General features: G+C 65.5%; 17 protein-coding genes. 6 read left to right on the top strand and 11 right to left on the bottom strand.

Annotated elements, in window-relative coordinates; all coding sequences use genetic code 11:
• The first annotated feature begins 26 nt into the window (after positions 1–26).
• From guaA to D779_RS02535, 4 genes are all read left to right on the top strand, one after another.
• Positions 27–1,601 (top strand): glutamine-hydrolyzing GMP synthase, encoded by a 1,575-nt coding sequence (gene guaA / locus D779_RS02550; protein WP_043748960.1) that lies wholly within the window; start codon positions 27–29, stop codon positions 1,599–1,601.
• On the top strand, positions 1,601–2,062 hold the full coding sequence (gene tadA / locus D779_RS02545; protein ID WP_043749091.1) for a tRNA adenosine(34) deaminase TadA: 462 nt from the start codon (positions 1,601–1,603) through the stop codon (positions 2,060–2,062). The genes guaA and tadA overlap by 1 nt, the downstream gene beginning before the upstream one ends.
• A 138-nt stretch (positions 2,063–2,200) precedes the next feature.
• Complete coding sequence (locus tag D779_RS22745; protein WP_269747359.1) at positions 2,201–2,422, top strand: toxin-antitoxin system TumE family protein; 222 nt, start codon at positions 2,201–2,203, stop codon at positions 2,420–2,422.
• Complete coding sequence (locus D779_RS02535; protein WP_043748956.1) at positions 2,397–2,744, top strand: HVO_A0114 family putative DNA-binding protein; 348 nt, start codon at positions 2,397–2,399, stop codon at positions 2,742–2,744. Before D779_RS22745 ends, D779_RS02535 begins: the two co-directional genes overlap by 26 nt.
• Before the next feature lie 54 nt (positions 2,745–2,798).
• Here D779_RS02535 and D779_RS02530 read toward each other — a convergent pair whose 3' ends face one another.
• From D779_RS02530 to D779_RS02480, 11 genes are all read right to left on the bottom strand, one after another.
• Entirely contained in the window at positions 2,799–3,542 is a 744-nt protein-coding gene (locus D779_RS02530) for a PP2C family protein-serine/threonine phosphatase (RefSeq protein ID WP_043748954.1), read from the bottom strand.
• The gene (tagF, locus tag D779_RS02525; protein ID WP_043748950.1) at positions 3,539–4,282 is read right to left on the bottom strand and encodes a type VI secretion system-associated protein TagF; all 744 of its coding nucleotides are present in this window, start codon (positions 4,280–4,282) and stop codon (positions 3,539–3,541) included. The genes D779_RS02530 and tagF overlap by 4 nt, the downstream gene beginning before the upstream one ends.
• A gap of 43 nt (positions 4,283–4,325) precedes the next feature.
• Positions 4,326–5,783 carry a methyl-accepting chemotaxis protein gene (locus D779_RS02520; protein WP_043748948.1) on the bottom strand — a complete coding sequence of 486 codons (1,458 nt, stop codon included), beginning with the start codon at positions 5,781–5,783 and terminating at the stop codon, positions 4,326–4,328.
• The gene (locus D779_RS02515) at positions 5,758–6,276 is read right to left on the bottom strand and encodes a PAS domain-containing protein (RefSeq protein WP_043748945.1); all 519 of its coding nucleotides are present in this window, start codon (positions 6,274–6,276) and stop codon (positions 5,758–5,760) included. The genes D779_RS02520 and D779_RS02515 overlap by 26 nt, the downstream gene beginning before the upstream one ends.
• A gap of 243 nt (positions 6,277–6,519) precedes the next feature.
• Positions 6,520–7,503, bottom strand: coding sequence for an FAD:protein FMN transferase (locus D779_RS02510; RefSeq protein WP_332307738.1), 984 nt, complete (start codon positions 7,501–7,503; stop codon positions 6,520–6,522).
• Positions 7,504–7,739: 236 nt separating this feature from the next.
• On the bottom strand, positions 7,740–8,102 hold the full coding sequence (locus D779_RS02505; RefSeq protein ID WP_052347729.1) for a 4Fe-4S binding protein: 363 nt from the start codon (positions 8,100–8,102) through the stop codon (positions 7,740–7,742).
• A gap of 4 nt (positions 8,103–8,106) precedes the next feature.
• Positions 8,107–9,189, bottom strand: a complete 1,083-nt coding sequence (locus tag D779_RS02500; RefSeq protein WP_043748944.1) for a hydrogenase large subunit — start codon at positions 9,187–9,189, stop codon at positions 8,107–8,109.
• A gap of 3 nt (positions 9,190–9,192) precedes the next feature.
• Positions 9,193–9,624: an NADH-quinone oxidoreductase subunit C gene (locus tag D779_RS02495; protein ID WP_043748941.1), complete on the bottom strand. Its 432-nt coding sequence runs from the start codon at positions 9,622–9,624 to the stop codon at positions 9,193–9,195.
• Positions 9,621–10,070, bottom strand: a complete 450-nt coding sequence (locus D779_RS02490) for an NADH-quinone oxidoreductase subunit B family protein (RefSeq protein WP_043748938.1) — start codon at positions 10,068–10,070, stop codon at positions 9,621–9,623. The genes D779_RS02495 and D779_RS02490 overlap by 4 nt, the downstream gene beginning before the upstream one ends.
• The gene (locus D779_RS02485; protein WP_043748936.1) at positions 10,067–10,936 is read right to left on the bottom strand and encodes a respiratory chain complex I subunit 1 family protein; all 870 of its coding nucleotides are present in this window, start codon (positions 10,934–10,936) and stop codon (positions 10,067–10,069) included. Before D779_RS02485 ends, D779_RS02490 begins: the two co-directional genes overlap by 4 nt.
• The gene (locus D779_RS02480; RefSeq protein WP_043748934.1) at positions 10,933–12,864 is read right to left on the bottom strand and encodes an NADH-quinone oxidoreductase subunit 5 family protein; all 1,932 of its coding nucleotides are present in this window, start codon (positions 12,862–12,864) and stop codon (positions 10,933–10,935) included. The genes D779_RS02485 and D779_RS02480 overlap by 4 nt, the downstream gene beginning before the upstream one ends.
• Before the next feature lie 295 nt (positions 12,865–13,159).
• Between D779_RS02480 and D779_RS02475 the strand changes: the two genes are divergently transcribed.
• On the top strand, positions 13,160–15,421 hold the full coding sequence (locus D779_RS02475; protein WP_043748932.1) for an NADP-dependent malic enzyme: 2,262 nt from the start codon (positions 13,160–13,162) through the stop codon (positions 15,419–15,421).
• A gap of 378 nt (positions 15,422–15,799) precedes the next feature.
• On the top strand, positions 15,800–16,315 hold the full coding sequence (locus tag D779_RS02465) for a CHAT domain-containing protein (RefSeq protein WP_332307739.1): 516 nt from the start codon (positions 15,800–15,802) through the stop codon (positions 16,313–16,315).
• Positions 16,316–16,795 lie beyond the last annotated feature (480 nt).

The following is a 16,795-nucleotide window of genomic DNA, read 5'->3' as shown; positions in this document are numbered from 1 at the left end:
GCTCGTCCCCATCACCCAGCACACTCATGGCCAATATCCACGCCGACCGCATCCTGATCCTGGACTTCGGATCCCAGTACACCCAGCTCATCGCCCGGCGCGTCCGCGAGGCCGGCGTCTATTGCGAGCTGCATCCCTACGACATGGACCAGGAGGCCATCCGTACCTTCGCGCCGAGCGGCGTCATCCTCTCGGGCGGCCCCCAGTCGGTCCACGAGGCCGAGACCCCGCGCGCCGATCCCTGCGTCTTCGAGCTCGGCGTTCCCGTCCTGGGCATCTGCTACGGACTCCAGACCATGTCGGCCCAGCTCGGCGGCACGGTCGTGCCCTCGACCCATCGCGAATACGGCTATGCCCAGGTCCGGGCGCGCGGACACTCGCGCCTGCTGCGCGACATCGAGGACCACGCCAGCCCCGAGGGCTTCGGCCTGCTCGACGTCTGGATGAGCCACGGCGACCGGGTGGAGAGCCTGCCGCCCGGCTTCCAGGTCATCGCCGAGACCGACAACGCACCGCTCGCCGGCATCGCCGACGAGGAACGCCGCTTCTACGGCGTCCAGTTCCACCCCGAGGTCACCCATACCCGTCAGGGCCAGCGCATCCTCGACCGCTTCGTCCACGACATCTGCGGTTGCGGCCGGCTCTGGACCCCGGACAACATCATCGAGGACAGCATCGCCCGGATCCGCAACCAGGTCGGCGACGACAAGGTGCTGCTCGGACTCTCGGGCGGGGTCGACTCCAGCGTCGTGGCCGCCCTGCTCCACCGCGCCATCGGCGACCAGCTGACCTGCGTCTTCGTCGACAACGGTCTGCTGCGTCTCGGCGAGGGCGACCAGGTGATGAGCACCTTCGCCCGCCACATGGGCGTGCACGTGATCCGCGTCGACGCCGAGGACCGCTTCCTCGGCCGGCTCAAGGGCGTCAGCGATCCGGAGCAGAAGCGCAAGATCATCGGCAACACCTTCATCGAGGTGTTCGACGACGAGGCGAGCAAGATCCAGGACGTCAAATGGCTGGCCCAGGGCACCATCTATCCGGACGTCATCGAGTCCGCCGGGTCCAAGACCGGCAAGGCCAAGGTCATCAAGTCGCACCACAACGTCGGCGGACTGCCCGAGGAGATGAATCTCGATCTGGTCGAGCCCCTGCGCGAGCTGTTCAAGGACGAGGTCCGCAAGATCGGCATCGAGCTCGGACTGCCCTCCGAGATGGTCTACCGCCATCCCTTCCCCGGCCCGGGCCTGGGCGTGCGCATCCTCGGCGAGGTCCGGAAGGACTATGCCCAGACACTGCGCCAGGCCGATCACATCTTCATCGAGGAACTGCGCAAGGCCGATCTCTACGATCAGGTCTCGCAGGCCTTCGCCGTCTTCCTGCCGGTGCGCTCGGTCGGCGTGGTCGGCGACAACCGGCTCTACGCCCACGTGATCGCCCTGCGCGCGGTCGAGACCATCGACTTCATGACCGCCCGCTGGGCGCACCTGCCCTACGACTTCCTGGATCTGGTGTGCCGACGCATCGCCAACGAGGTCCCGGGCGTCTCGCGCGTGGTCTACGACATCACCGGCAAGCCGCCGGGCACCATCGAGTGGGAGTAATCCTGGAGACGGAGCAGGACGCGCATTGGATGCGCCATGCGCTCGCCCTCGCCGAGCGCGCGGCCGAGGAGGGCGAGGTGCCTGTAGGCGCGGTCCTGGTCCGCGACGGAGAGCCGATCGGCGAGGGCTGGAACCGGCCGATCGGCGCCCATGACGCCACCGCCCATGCCGAGATCCAGGCACTGAGGGATGCCGGCCGGCGGGTCGGCAACTACCGCCTGCCCGACACCCGGCTCTACGTGACCCTGGAGCCCTGCGTCATGTGCGCCGGCGCCATCGTCCATGCCCGCGTCGGCGAGGTCATCTATGGCGCGACCGATCCCAAGGCCGGCGCCTGCGGCAGCGTCTTCGACCTGCTCCCCTCGGATGGACGCTTCAACCACCGCACCCAATGCCGAGGCGGCGTCCTGGCGGAGACCTGCGGCGAGATGCTGCGCGCCTTCTTTCGCTCCAGACGCTGAAACAAGGGTTGTCCACCCGTCGACGCCCCCGAGTGTTGCTATGATAGCAACATACCGGCGCAACTCCTCGCCCACGAACGCCAGCCCCTCGCAATCGACCTGTTCAAGGAGGTCAAGGTTTAGCGATTGCCGGAACCGATGGATGGATGCAGACATCGATACAAGTACCGATTGGCTCTGGTGCATGAGGATCGGTGCGTGTTGCGCTACGACAACGAGCGCGGCAAGGGCGACCACAAGCATATCGACGATATCGAGACCCCGGTGACCTTCGTCGATCTCGCAACCCTGTTCGCGGACTTCCACCGTGACATCGAGACCTGGAGGCGAGCCCATGGACACACTGACGATTCGCGTTGAAACCGAAGCCGAATGGAGCGCGCGCCTGCTACAGGCCATCGAGCGCGGAGAACCGCAACCGCCCGGGTATTCCTTCCAGACCGACGAGGATTTGCTCGACACGCTCAACGGCAACCGCTTCACCATCCTCAAGGCGCTGGCCGGAACCGATCCCATCGGGGTCCGCGAGCTCGCGCGCCGGGTCGGACGTGACGTGCGCGCGGTCCATGCCGATGCCCAGCGCCTGGCAGCGATCGGATTGATCGACAAGTCCGAGAACGGCAAACTGCATTTCCCCTATGAGGGGGTGCGTATCGAGCTGGGCTGGCGCGTGGCGGCGTGAGGACACCCCTCCCCCGCCCGCTCGATGCATGCGTCGCCTACACATGCCGCGCCTTCAGGATCCAAAGCTGCTGAAATCCACTACCAGCGCCGTCACATTGTCGTGTCCGCCCGCCTCGCAGGCGGCCTCGACCAGCGACTGGGCCGTCGCCTCCGGCGGTTCGGCGCGCGCCAGTATCTCTGCGATCCGATCCGAGGTCAGCTCCTTGTCCAGACCATCGCTGCACAGCAGATAGCGGTCGCCACCCCGAAGTGCCTCGATCCTGCGATCCAGCACCAGATCGATCTCGCCGCCGACGGCACGCACCAGGACGTTGGACAGCGGGTGGTGTTCGGCCTCCTCGGGGGCGAGCAGACCTTGATCGACCATCTCCTGCACCTGGGTATGATCGGTCGTCAATTGGAGCAGACCGCCGTCGCGCAGCCGGTAGGCCCGGCTGTCGCCGGCCCAGAGCAGGACGCAATGGTCGCCGACCGCGAGGATCAGGACCAGGGTGCTGCCCATGATGCCGCCACCGGACAGGGCCGCCTCCTCGATCAGACGATGATTGATGTCGGCGACGATGGCGCTCGCCGAGTCGGCCGCGACGCCCAGCAGCGAGGCGGCGCCCATGGAGCTCAGCCGCTCCACGATCATGCGGCTCGCGGCCCCTCCCCCCTGATGTCCGCCCATCCCGTCGGCCACCGCCCAAAGTCCAGCTTCCGGGCGATCCAGGAAGGCATCCTGATTGTCGGTGCGGACCCGGCCCGCATCCGTCGCAGCACCGGATCGCCATTCCAGCGACATGGAAGGCGTCATCGTGGCTCCTCGCTCGAACACGAGGGATCCTCCCGAGCCGGCGGGAACTCCCACCAGCCGTGACCGGACCAGTTACCGCCGATGAGCGCGCTGAAGCCCTCGGCCGGCGGAAGCCCCTGGCACAGCAGCAGCGAGGGGGAGACCCGCTCGGACCCCTGCGACCACCAGAAGCTGTAACCGAAGAACATCTGATCCAGCGCGCGCCTCAGCAGTGGCGCACAAGCGGCGCGCATCTCGGCGGGCGTGTCGGCGCAGAGACGCCAGGCATTGGGCCGCACCAGACCCTCGGGCTGAGACGGCTCAGGAACCGACGGGCTCGAGGGCGGCTCGCCCAAAGACTGGACCTGCAAATCGAAGGCGTCGAACGTCCACTCGTCCTCCAGGGTGGACAACAGCAGGAGCTCGGCACGCTCGAACCAGTAGGATTCGCCCAGGACGGCCATGAGATTCCGGTCCGGCGAGAGCGGACAGGCCAGGGTGAGCGGGAAATAGTGCCCGACCCGATCGACGCTCGGCATCATGACCCCGGCCCAGGCCGACTGGCCGGCCAGGCCCGAGGTCAATGCGAAACGCCACGACGGACTGGTCAGATAGACGTCCAGCCAATCGTCGCCCAGCTGCAGCTGGCCGCTGGCCAGAGACTCGCGTAGCCAGAGATCCCAGGGCTGGATGAACTCCTTCGGCAGACGCCGGGTGACGACCCCCCCCAGATCGGGCAGCTTGCCGTAGAAACCGACCATGACTCTCCCCTTGTCGCTTTCAGGCGTGCCGGACGCGCACCGGCTAGACCAATCCGTGCTTCTCCTCGACCATGCGATCCAAGAGCGTCATGACCTCCTGGCTGGCCTGCTCCGTGGCACGCATGGAATCGACGATCTCCTGCTGGATCGACATGTCCGTCTGCCAGTCGCGCTTCAGCTCCTCGAGCACCTTGTGCACGCTGTAATGCACCCTGGAGTGAGGCTCCTGCAGGGCAGTGTAGCTGTCTGTCGCACCGAACAGATCGCGGCCCTGGGCCTCATACCATTGACCGAGCCGGCAGCTGAAATGGTCCACCTTGATGGGATCGGTGAAGCTGGAATCCTGGCCGCCCGTGCTGATGGCCATGTAGGCGCGCTGCTTGTAGATCATGTGGTCGACCTTGACCAGCGAGCTGAACCCCATGTCGCCCGCCAGCAGGGCGCGGGTCCGGGTCTCCTGGGCGGAGGCGGCGAAACGCCCGAATCGCCCTTCCATCTCGTCGACGATGGAGCCGGTCCGCTTGGCGACCTCGCACATGGTGCCCGCGTATTCCGCCATTCGCTCGGTCTCGTCGCTCAGCCCTCCCATGACCTCGCCGATGGATTCCGATGCCTTCTTGGTATTGTCGGCGAGCTTGCGCACCTCCTCGGCGACCACGGCGAATCCGCGGCCGGCCTCCCCCGCGCGCGCGGCCTCGATCGCCGCGTTCAGCGCCAGGAGGTTGGTCTGATCGGCGATCGAGTTGATCAGCTGGGCCGTCGAGGTCACCTGCTGGCTGCGGGCACTGAGACTGGCCGCGACCGCGGCGGTATGGTCGATACGCTCGCTGATGGATCCCAGATGCGTCACGGCCTGGTGCACGCCGTCGCGGCTCTCCTCGGCCTCCTCGACCGTGGCGCTCGCGAGCTTGAGAACGGCCTGCATCTCATCGTTCACCCGCACCAGATCACGCTGGTTCGAGGCCAGATTGTCCAGCAGATTCGTGCTGTTGAGACTCTGGATACGCGCGATGAGATGATTGCGCAGACGTTCGAGCTGAACGTCCTTGATACTGTCCAGCAGCCGATTGTTGTTCTCGATACCGTCCTTGAAGATCCCTCGGAGACCGCCCAGGAATGCCTTGCGATGGAAGTGGCCATCGAGATGCTGCCGGAAGCTGGTCACTTGCTCGCGATGATAGGCCTCGAGCTGGTCGACCAGATCGTTCATCTTCCAGGCCAGCTCGCCCAGTTCGTCGTTCGCCCGGATTCTGGTCACGCGCTTGCCGAACCGGCCCTGACTCATCTCCGTGACGATGCATTTCAGATTCGCCAGGGACGAGAGCAGATTGCGAAGCCCGATCTGAGCCCAGACGGCGATGGCCACGCCCAGCACCACTGGGACGATCAGCTGCCAACTCCAGCCCGAACGGGCGATGCCGACGCCCGCCGTCAGCACCAGCAGCGCGGTCAGGGACCAGAGCGGAGCCGCGATCCTAGAGCCCAAGGACAAATTCATCATAGGTCATCCCCTTCTCGCGGAAGCTGTCCTGCAAGATCTTGGAGGAGGCGGCGATCGCATCGCGCGGACCGGCCTTCCGCTCGGCCTCGACCATTCCGCGATAGAGCTGGGAGATGGTCGCGACGGCAGACGCCTTGGGCTTGCGCCGGACCGAGAAATAGCCCGTCACCTGGCGTTCCTCGTCCATGTCCGGGGTCACGTTGGCGAACACCCAGTAGAAGCTGCCGTCCCTGGCCATGTTCTTCACATAGCCGTTGAACTCCCGCTGACCTCGAATGGTCTCCCAGAGCAGGGCGAACACGGCGCGCGGCATGTCCGGATGGCGAATGATGTTGTGCTGGCTCCCGAGCAGGTCCTTCTCGGTGAAGCCCGAGAATTCGATGAAGGTTCGGTTGCCGTAGGTCACCCGACCCTTGAGATCGGATTTGGAGACGATGAAATCGTCCTCGCGCATCACGCGCTCGACCGACGTCGGCGTCACTCGGTTCTTCATGCTGGTGCATCTCCTGACATGGACATGAACGAGGGCCTCGCAACCGAAGGAGCGATCGGGGACTGCATGACGAGACCAGGGGACGTATCGGGCGACGAATGGCAAGCCGACACCCGAAGGGCACGCTTCGGTGAGGATTCGCCCTAGCCGACTGATTCGGTCAGATTAGTGCCTCGCCACCCCGGCGACAAGAAGGATGCCATCATATCGTGAACGCATCCACAATCGATACGAGCCAAACCCTCAGCGACCGAGGAGGGACTCGAAGGACTTGGAGCCGAATCCGCGCGGCTGATCCTGCTGGTCGCGGACGATGAAATAGGCCACGAGCCCCTGCGACTCGGCCACCTCCGGACCGCGCCGATCGCCCAGCACCATGAGCGCCGTCGCCCAGCCGTCGGCGACCATGGCCGTCTCGTCGACCACGGTGACCGATCCCAGCCGCTTGTCCACGGGCGCCCCGGTCATGGGATCGATCTCATGCGAATAGCGCTTGCCGTTCTCCTCGAAGAAGTTGCGATAGTCGCCCGAGGTCGAGAGCGCCCTGTTCGAGACCGGGATGATGCGATGCACGCTGCGCCGGTCGGGGAGCGGTTCCTCGATCGCGATGGCCCAGGGCTCGCCTTTGGCGTTGATCCCACGGGTGCGGATGGCGCCGGCGACCGCGACCATGTAGTTCTCGATGCCCTGCGACTCCAGCCAGTTACCGACCCGGTCGGCGCCGTAGCCCTCGCCGAGGGCCGAGAGATCGATATAGATGTCGCCCCGCGCCTTGCGCAGGGCCGGCGGATCGGCCCTCAGCTCCAGCTTGTGCCAGCCGACCCGGGCCTTGGCGTCGGCGATCTCCGCCTCGGTCGGCAGTCGGGCCGGACGCGTCTCCGGGCCGAATCCCCAGAGATTCACCAGCGGACCGATGGTGATGTCGAAGGCGCCGTCGGTCAGAGAGGAGATGCGCTGACCCTCGGCGATCACCCGGTGGAGGTTCGCCGAGATGGGGATCCAGTCGGTGCTCGGATTCTGGTTGAGCCGCGACAGCTCGGAGCTGTCGTCGTAGGTGGAAATCTCGGCCACGACCGCGTCGAGCACCTCGGCGACCCCGGGCTGCAGGGATTCGGCGGTCATGCCCTCGGGTGGACGCGCGATCTTGACCGAGTAGTAGGTCCCCATGGTGGGACCATCGAAGGCGATCTGCGGATCCTGGTGCCGGGTGCAGCCAGCGACGAGCAACAGAAGTACCGACAGGGACACAGTCCACAGCAGTACCGAACCGGAAATCGATGCGCGTTTGGCGGTAGCATCTCGCCACGAGCCAAGTCCAGGAAAAGGCATGTCGAACACCTGAATCAGCGAAATGGATAGGCCGGCATCAATGCCGGCCCTATTGAAACGTCGAACCAGGCTCGCAAGGTGGCGGTGGCTTCCCTCATCTGGATGCAGATCGACGAGCCTGGAATCTGAGCAGATCAGGCGGAGGGCGTATCGTGCTCCTTCCTGAACTGCAGCACCTCCTTCGCCCGCATCGGCGGACAGGGCTGATCGCTCAATGTAATGCAGCCCTCGCGGCAGTCCTCGACACAGTTGCCGCAGAGGATGCAGAGGCTGTGATCGATCGCCCAGGTCTTCTCCTTCTTGTTGGCCACGATCGCCCTGGTCGGACACTTGTGGGCGCAGATCGTGCAGAAGTTGCAATTGTCGACCACGAACAGGATATGGCCGCGCGTCTTGGCGTAGGGCGTGCGGCGCTCGATCGGATAGAGCCGGGTGACCGGGGGCTTGAGCGCGCTGCGCGTGACCAGCGATGAAACGGACAACCAGGACCATGACATGGCGTCACCTCTCGTTGCAGCTGACGCAGGGATCGATGGTCAGCACGATGACTGGAACGTCGGCCAGTTCGCAGCCTTTCAGCATGTGAACCAGCGGGGCGATATTGGCGAAGGTCGGGGTGCGCACCCGGAATCGGCCGAGGTTCTTCTTGCCGTCCGCCTGCATGTAATAGCAGACCTCGCCGCGCGGCTGCTCGAGCCGGCTCATCAGCTCGCCGCTGGGACGCTTGCCCTTGACCGAGACGTCGATCTCGCCCTGGGGCATGCGGTCGAGACACTGGGCGATGAGATCGAAGGACTGGCTGATCTCGCGCAGCCGCACCTCGCAGCGGGCGTAGCAGTCGCCGGCCTGCTCGACGACCGGCTCCCAGTCCAGCTCGCCGTAGGCGGCATAGCCCAGCTGGCGCGTATCCCGGGCGACGCCGCTGCCGCGCAGCACCGGACCCACGGCCCCCAGCGCATAGGCGTCCTCGGCGCTGAGCACGCCGATCCCGACGGTGCGCTGCTTCACGGTCAGATCGCGGCGGAAGATGCCGGCCACCTCGTCGTAGTCCGACTCGATCTCGCGGATCCGCTGGCGCACCCGGCCCAGGGTTTCGTCGTCGACGTCCTTGCGGATGCCGCCGACCTTGCAGGTCCCGAAGATGACGCGCCCGCCGGTCGTCTCCTCGATGATGTCGACCAACCCCTCGCGGATGCGCCAGCTGTGCTGGAAGAGGCTCTCGAAGCCGAAGGCGTCGGCCGAGAGCCCCAGCCACAGCAGATGGCTCTGGATGCGCGAGACCTCGCCCCAGAAGGTACGCAGATAGACGGCGCGCGGAGGCAGCTCCAGCCCCATCAGCGTCTCGACCCCCTGGCAGTAACCCTGACTGTGGATGAAGCTGCAGATGCCGCAGATGCGCTCGGCGACCTGGGCCATCTCGAGGAAGTCGTGACGCTCGGCGAGCAGCTCCAGACCGCGATGCACGTAGCCGATCGAGGGCAGCGCCTGGACCACGCGCTCGTCGTCGAGCTCCAGGTCGAGATGGATCGGCTCGGGCAGGACCGGATGCTGCGGCCCGAAGGGTACGATGGTGGTATCGGCCATGGCTCAAGCCTCCCCGGTGGAACCGGATGTCGAGGGCGCGGCGACCTTGGTGGCGGGCGCCTTGGCACCCGATTCGGTCTTCAGCTCCACCTTCCCGGAGAAGGGGATCTTGGTCTTGGTGCGCAGGAAGCCGCCGCCGTAGTCGACCGCGAGCCCGGGGACCTCGAAACCGAAGAGGTCCTTGAGCTCGTTCTCGTAGGTGAAGGCGGCGAGGAAGACGCCGCTCAGACTGGGCAGCCGGGGACGCTCGCGCGGGACGCAGACCCGATAGTGGTTGCAGCGGTAGTCCTTGTCGTAGCTGATCATGATCTCGAAATGATCCGCGCGCGCAGTGCCGGTCATCTGCACCAGCCGATAGCCCTGGTCGCGGTGACGCTCGGCGGTCGGGACCCAGGCGTCCAGCTCCAGGTCCGTGAAGGATTCTTGCTCACTCATGCTCTCACCATTCTACGCTGACGTTTCCGCTCTTTGGCGCGCTCTTCGAGGATGCCCAATGCCTGCACCACGCCGTCGATGATGGCCTCGGGCCGGGCCGCGCATCCGGGGACATAGACGTCGACCGGCAGCACCTGATCGATCCCGCCGTAGACGTTGTAGGCGTCGCGGAAGATGCCCCCGCTCAGGGCACAGGCGCCAATGGCCACCACCACCTTGGGGTCGGGCATCTGGGCATAGAGATTCTCGACCACCTTGCGCGACTCCTCGTTTACCGACCCGGTGACCAGGAAGATGTCGGCGTGCTTGGGGTTGCCGGTGTTGACGATGCCCAGGCGCTCGACGTCGTAGAGCGGCGTGAGACAGGCGAGCAGTTCGATGTCGCAGCCGTTGCAGCTCGTCGCCGCATAGTGCAGCACCCAGGGGGATTTCTTGAGGAAGCTCATGACGAATGACCGATCAGAGGGAGGACCAGAAGATTGGTCACGCCGAACAGCACGGTGACCCACCAGGACACCCGCAGCGCGCTCGACCAGGTGAGCCGCGCATGGGTGTTGTCGACCAGCACCTCGGCGAAGAAGAGGACGATCGAGATCGGCAGCGCCACGGCGAGTCCCCATGGCGCGAAGAAGAGATAGAGCCAGCCGAGCAGGATGACGTTCTCGTACCAGTGTCCGATCTCGACCAACGCCAGATCGGTCCCGGAGAGGTCGGTGGTGATGCCCTTCACCAGCTCCTGATGACCGTGGTGCGAGGCGCTGAGATCGAAGGGCGACTTGCGCAGCTTGATGGTCAGGACGAAGAGGAACCCGATCAGGATCCCGCCCAGCTGCAGGACCTGCCAGGGGCTTCCCTGGACGATGTCGGACACCCGGAAGCTGCCCGAGACCAGGAAGAAGCCGAGCGCCACCATGATGAGCATGGGCTCGTAGGCCATGGTCAGCATCAGCTCGCGCGCCGAGCCGATGTTGCTGTAGGGCGAGTTGGTCGAATAGGCCGCCAGACAGAGAAAGATGCCGGAGACCGTCAGGGCGAAGAGACTCAGCAGCAGATCGCTGCCGAGGAAGAGGATGAAGCCCGAGATGAGCATGAAGAAGAGGAAGCCCCAGAGATAGAGGCTCTGCAGATGGGTGACGACGAGCGTGTCCTTCTCCAACAGCTTGAGGACGTCGTAGACCGGCTGCAGCAGGGGGGGGCCCTTGCGCGACTGCATGCGTGCCGTGAGGATGCGGTCGATGCCGGCCAGCAGCGCCCCGACCAGGGGCCCCAGCACCAGAAAGCCGATCGCCAGCCACCAGGTATAGGCGCTCATAGTCCAGCCCCCAACATCAGGATCACGAGAAGAGCGGAGCCGATCAGCGCATAGCGCATCAGCGGCACCTCATGGATGAACGACTGCAGATAGTAGGAGCGGCTCTCGACCTGGCGTTCCAGGCCCATGGCCCCGCGGAACGAGGCCCCACCGGAGACGTTGGCGCCGCTCAGATATCCGCTCACCTCCGCGTACTGGGGACGCCGCAGCCAGAAAGCCAGGGGCAGTGTGAAGAGCCCGGCCAGCATGACGCTCATGAGCACGATCGTCTCCCAGGGGATGCGGTCGGCGGACGCCGGGATCAGGCCGGAGTCCACGAGCGCCTGGGTGTAGGGCTGAACGAAGGCCAGATCGGCCAGTGGGAAGAGCGCGCAGGCCACGTAGGTCACGACCGTCAGGCTCACCAGCGCGATCCACTCGTCGCGCGGGATCTTCGGCTCGGGACTCGGCGCCGAGCGCGGCACGGCGACCAGCTTGCCCATCCATTTGCTCCAGAAGAAGAGGGTCGGCGCGCTGCCGAAGGCGAGGATCGCCGCCAGCAGCACCCCGGCGCCCGGCATCACGTCGACGGTCAGGAAGGCTTGGAAGCAGGTGTACTTGCTCAACAGCATGCCGAACGGGGCCAGGAACATGCCGAGGACGCCGACCAGCAGCATGGCGGCCATGGTCGGATGGCGATAGACCAGCCCCTCCATGTCCTCGATGTCGCGGCTGCCGATCAGATGCTCGGTGGTCCCGACGCCCAGGAACAGCAACGCCTTGGCCACCGCGTGGAAGAGGATCAGCAGGATCGCCGCCCAGAGCGTCGCCGTCGTCCCGATCCCGGCGCACATGACGATGAGCCCCAGATTGGCGATGGTCGAATAGGCCAGGACCAGCTTGGCGTTGCGCTGATTGACCGCGATCAGCGAGGTGACGAGGAAGGTCACACCGCCGATCAGCGACAGCGAGAAGCCGGCGAAGGTCCCGTGGAACACCGGGGCCAGCTTCACCAGCAGGAAGACGCCCGCCTTGACCATAGTGCTGGAGTGCAGCAGGGCCGAGATAGGCGTGGGCGCGACCATAGCGCCCAGCAGCCAGGATGAGAAAGGCAGCTGGGCCGACTTGGCCAGACCGGCCACCGCGATCAGAACCGCCGGAATCAGCGCCAGGGTGGAACCGGCATCGACCAGACGGTCGAGCTCCCAGGTGTGGAGCCCAGGCCCCATCGTCAGCCAGACCAGGGCCCCGGCGAAGGCGACACCGCCGACCAGATTGAGCCCCAGGGCACGGAAGCCGTTGCGCACCGCCTCCTCGGTCCCCGAATAGGAGATCAGCCAGAAGGAGCAGAGCGTCGTCACCTCCCAGAAGAAGAAGAGCCACAGCAGATGATTGGCGAAGACGATGCCGAACATGGCCCCCAGGAAGAGGAACAGCATGAAGAAGAAGGCCGGACGCCGGTCGGAAATCCCTTCGGCATGCGCCTGATAGTCCTGCATGTAGCGGATGGCGTGGATGCAGATGAGACCGCCGACGCCGCCGATGATCAGGGCCATGAGCGCCGAGAAGCTGTCGACGTAGAGCGCGTGCTCCACCTCGGGATGCTCGGCGGCGAATTCGACCGCGAGCATGAGCCCCGTCTGGAGCAGGATCAGGACCGGGATGTACCACTCGCGCGGGCGGATGCGGCGGCAGAAATAGAGCAGCACCAGCGCCAGGGCGAGCGATGCCGCCGTAATGGCGAGATCGAACCCATGCTGGGTGCCCTCACCCAGCGCGAAGAAGCGCGGCGCCTCGCCCATCGAGGAAAGGGCGAGCAGTACGGAGACCAGGGCGATCAGAGCGACCGAGAGACGGACCCAGCGCCCTCGGGTCTCGGCATCGGGCGCGGCGGCGATGGCCAGGCCCGCGACGAGCGGAAACCCCATGAGAAAGATGATCGGAAACATCGCGACCCCCTGCGGGACGAAATAGGCGAACGAGGATATCTGTCAGGCCGAGGATCGCCGAGACTGCGGGGCGAAAGAGCGTCGAGCGGGAAGAAGACTGAGAGCCGGCCCGTGAACATCGTAGAACTCAGAGTCCAGTGCCTCATAGTAGGCGATGGACAGAATCTTCGGGGTAGATGGCGACGGCTTCGAGTCCTACATTTTGCGGTAATATGTTGCGCTGCATCATGGCTTTGCACGATCCAACGGCCAAAGAGCCGTCCCGATCGACCAAGCCCCACCATCGGAGACCCAGATGTCGGAAGAGCTCAACCAGAGTGCATTAGACTACCATCGCTATCCCAAGCCGGGAAAACTGGAGATCAAGGCCACCAAGCCGCTGGCCAACCAGCGCGACCTGGCGCTGGCCTACTCCCCCGGCGTCGCGGCGGCCTGCCGCGAGATCGAGAAGGATCCCCTGACCGCCTCGCACTACACCTCGCGCGGCAACCTGGTCGCCGTCATCAGCAACGGCACGGCCGTCCTGGGCCTGGGTGCGATCGGCGGCCTGGCCTCCAAGCCGGTGATGGAAGGCAAGGCGGTGCTCTTCAAGCAGTTCGCCGACATCGACGTCTTCGACATCGAGATCGAGGAACGCGACCCCGAGCAGTTCATCGAGACGGTCGCGCGCCTGGAGCCCAGCTTCGGTGGCATCAACCTCGAGGACATCAAGGCCCCCGACTGCTTCATCATCGAGCGCGCCCTCAAGGAGCGCATGGGCATCCCGGTCTTCCACGACGACCAGCACGGCACCGCCATCGTGGTGAACGCGGCCATCCTCAACGGGCTGCGCGTGGTCGGCAAGGACATCGGCCAGGTACGCCTGGTCACCGCCGGGGCCGGCGCGGCAGCACTGGCCTGCGTCGATCTGCTGGTCGAGATGGGCCTGCCCAGGGAGAACGTCACCCTCACCGACATCGCCGGCGTCGTCTATGAGGGCCGCGTCGAGGAGATGGACCCCTACAAGGGCCGCTACGCCGTCGCGACCGACCAGCGTACATTGGCCGAGGCCATCGAGGGCGCCGACATCTTCCTCGGGCTCTCCGCGGCCGGCGTGCTCAAGCCCGAATGGCTGGCGCGCATGGCGGAGCGCCCCATCATCATGGCCCTGGCCAACCCGGTCCCCGAGATCATGCCCGACCTGGCCCGCGAGGCGCGCCCGGACGCCATCATCGCCACCGGCCGCTCGGACTTCCCCAACCAGGTCAACAACGTCCTCTGCTTCCCCTTCATCTTCCGCGGCGCGCTCGACTGCGGCGCCAGCGAGATCAACGAGGCGATGAAGGTCGCCTGCGTGCGCGCCATCGCCGACCTGGCCATGGCCGAGCCCTCGGACATCGTGCGCGCGGCCTACGGCGGACACCAGCTCCAGTTCGGTCCCGAATACCTCATCCCCAAGCCCTTCGACCCGCGTCTCATGGAGCACCTGGCCCCGGCGGTCGCCCAGGCGGCGATGGAGTCGGGCGTGGCGACGCGCCCCATCGAGGACCTGGATGCCTACCGCCAGAAACTCGGCCACCGCGCCTATCGCACCGGCATCACCATGAAGCCGGTCTTCGACCAGGCCCGGCTCGCGCCCAAGCGGGTCGTCTTCGCCGAGGGCGAGGAGGAGCGTGTGCTGCAGATGGCCCAGCAGGCGGTCGCCGAGGGCATCGCGCGCCCCATGCTCATCGGCCGTCCCGAGGTCATCGGCAACCGTCTCGAGGATCTGGGCCTGAGCATCCGAGCGGACAAGGATTTCGACCTCATCGTCCCCTGCGAGAACCCCAACTTCGAGACCCACTGGCAGACCTTCTACGATCGGGTCAAGCGCCGCGGCTACGCCCCCGACGAGACCCGCGAATACATCCGCAACGACCCCACGGTGCTGGCCGCCACCATGGTCCGCTGCGGCGACGCCGACGCCATGATCTGCGGCATCGTCGGCCGCTTCGCCCGTCACCTCAAACACGTCGAGGAGGTCATCGGCACCGCCCCCGGGGTGCGCAAGCTCACCGCCATGAGCGCCGTGGTACTGCCCAAGGGCCCGCTCTTCATCGCCGACACCTACGTCCAGGCGGATCCCAGCGCCGAGGACCTGGCCGAGATCACCCGTCTCTGCGCCGCCGAGATCAGACGCTTCGGACTGGTGCCCAAGGTCGCCTTCGTCTCGCACTCCAACTTCGGCAGCCACGAATCGCCGACCGCGACCAAGATGCACGAGGCCCTGCGCCTGCTGCGCGGCCAGGACCCCGAGCTGGAGGTCGAGGGCGAGATGCACGCCAACCTGGCCTTCGACGCCATCGGCCGCCAGGCCCGCTTCCCCGACTCGCGCCTGGAGGGACGCGCCAACCTGCTGGTCATGCCCAACCAGGACGCGGCCAACATCTCCTTCAACCTGCTCAAGACGATGAACGAAGGCGGCGCCTTCGGCCCCATGCTGCTTGGCACCGCCCACGCCGCGCACATCGTCACCCCCAGCACCTCGGTGCGGGGCCTGCTCAACATGACCGCACTGGCGGCCGTGCAGGCCGGCTAGGATGAACGCCGACCCGCGACGTAGGGCGCAATAGCGCCAGCGTATTGCGCCGCATGGCAGGCAGCCGCGAGACCTGGATCGCGTCTGCCACTCCCATACGGCGCAATACGGCCGCCCCGAGATCGAACGCCGGCGATTCATGAAATGGACAACCAGAAGACAAAGGTCTCAGCCACCCGTCGATGGCGGCCTATTGCGCCCTACCCGAGATCGGCCCTCACCCTCCGATCGAGCGCATCCCCGATGCCGACCATAGCGACTCGGTCCGCACAGCGGACCCTACGCTCGCGGCCTCGGTAGGTCCGCTGTGCGGACCGGACCTGGTGTTCATCAACTGCTGTCACCTCGGACGCCTGGACGGTCAAGGAAAGCACTCGGATCGCGGCGAACCTGGCGGCCCAGTTCATTCGCATGGGGGTGCGTGCCGTGGTCGCCGCCGGATGGGCCGTGGACGACCAGGCGGCCCCGACCTTCGCCGAGACCTTCTATCACCTCATGACCAACGGCTCCCGTTTCGGGGAGGCGGTCCGCCGGGCGCGCGAGCGAACCTGGCAGGACCATCGGACACACAACACCAAGCGTGCGGCCGACTACGTGCGTGAGTCTCCCGGTGCCTCGGCCGATGCCATCAAGCTGGAACTGAGTCTGCTCATGCGCCTGAGACACTACGCATTGACCGGTTCCGAAACCGAGACCCATATCGCCGAACTGAAGGGCATCATTACCCGTGGGGCCAGCTATCGTCAGCTTTCGTCGCTCCTCGACTATGCGGATCTGCTCCGGATCCTGTGCGAGGGAGCCAGTCACAAGACGTCCAGCTTCCATTCCCAGACGACGCCGCTCGAACGCATCACCGACGTACTGGAGGATTGGCTGACGGAGCAAGAGACTTGAGCGAGATATGCCAGCGCATCGCATGCGCCCGCCATGGGGCCAGATATCCTCGGGAATAGCCATGCAGCAATACCTGCCGTCTCAAAATGACACAAGGTGTCACCTCATGACGGCGCATATCGTCACTCCCAAACCAGCGGCGGCTCAAACCATTGATTTCATAGGACCAGAAATCTTGACGCGCCCGATGCCAACTCGCTACCAGAGCAGCTTGCAGCCGCTGACTCCGCGACTTCGCTTCAGGGATCGATCAAGTTTCAGCCGTGGATGCCGATACAGGGACCAGGAAACGAGGCCATTACCGGTCATTGGCCCGCAAGGACGCCGTTTCGCTTGGCAGTGTGGTGTAGGACCCAAACAGTTCAGTCAGTCTGTCAGTCGATGTAGTCCATAGCTTTACCCATAAGTCGAGTCCGCGTGCCCGCTCAGACACTTACGGCACCCGGTTTTCGTCTCACGAAGCTGGCTACTCATGACTCC

This window comes from Imhoffiella purpurea (assembly GCF_000585215.1).
Taxonomy (GTDB): Bacteria; Pseudomonadota; Gammaproteobacteria; order Chromatiales; family Chromatiaceae; genus Imhoffiella; species Imhoffiella purpurea.
The sequence above is the reverse complement of the archived record's forward strand: the minus strand, read 5'-3'. Positions and strand labels throughout refer to the sequence as shown.

What these genes read in the sequence shown, in the direction of transcription:
- D779_RS02530 (WP_043748954.1), bottom strand. Translation starts at nt 3,542, where the DNA reads ATGACGCCTTCCATGTCGCTGGAATGGCGATCCGGTGCTGCGACGGAT.
- D779_RS02500 (WP_043748944.1), bottom strand. Translation starts at nt 9,189, where the DNA reads ATGGCCGATACCACCATCGTACCCTTCGGGCCGCAGCATCCGGTCCTG.
- D779_RS02535 (WP_043748956.1), top strand. Translation starts at nt 2,397, where the DNA reads ATGGACACACTGACGATTCGCGTTGAAACCGAAGCCGAATGGAGCGCG.
- tagF (WP_043748950.1), bottom strand. Translation starts at nt 4,282, where the DNA reads ATGGTCGGTTTCTACGGCAAGCTGCCCGATCTGGGGGGGGTCGTCACC.
- D779_RS02475 (WP_043748932.1), top strand. Translation starts at nt 13,160, where the DNA reads ATGTCGGAAGAGCTCAACCAGAGTGCATTAGACTACCATCGCTATCCC.
- D779_RS02490 (WP_043748938.1), bottom strand. Translation starts at nt 10,070, where the DNA reads ATGAGCTTCCTCAAGAAATCCCCCTGGGTGCTGCACTATGCGGCGACG.
- D779_RS02480 (WP_043748934.1), bottom strand. Translation starts at nt 12,864, where the DNA reads ATGTTTCCGATCATCTTTCTCATGGGGTTTCCGCTCGTCGCGGGCCTG.
- D779_RS02485 (WP_043748936.1), bottom strand. Translation starts at nt 10,936, where the DNA reads ATGAGCGCCTATACCTGGTGGCTGGCGATCGGCTTTCTGGTGCTGGGG.
- D779_RS02515 (WP_043748945.1), bottom strand. Translation starts at nt 6,276, where the DNA reads ATGAAGAACCGAGTGACGCCGACGTCGGTCGAGCGCGTGATGCGCGAG.
- D779_RS02495 (WP_043748941.1), bottom strand. Translation starts at nt 9,624, where the DNA reads ATGAGTGAGCAAGAATCCTTCACGGACCTGGAGCTGGACGCCTGGGTC.
- D779_RS02505 (WP_052347729.1), bottom strand. Translation starts at nt 8,102, where the DNA reads ATGTCATGGTCCTGGTTGTCCGTTTCATCGCTGGTCACGCGCAGCGCG.
- guaA (WP_043748960.1), top strand. Translation starts at nt 27, where the DNA reads ATGGCCAATATCCACGCCGACCGCATCCTGATCCTGGACTTCGGATCC.
- D779_RS22745 (WP_269747359.1), top strand. Translation starts at nt 2,201, where the DNA reads ATGGATGGATGCAGACATCGATACAAGTACCGATTGGCTCTGGTGCAT.
- D779_RS02520 (WP_043748948.1), bottom strand. Translation starts at nt 5,783, where the DNA reads ATGATGAATTTGTCCTTGGGCTCTAGGATCGCGGCTCCGCTCTGGTCC.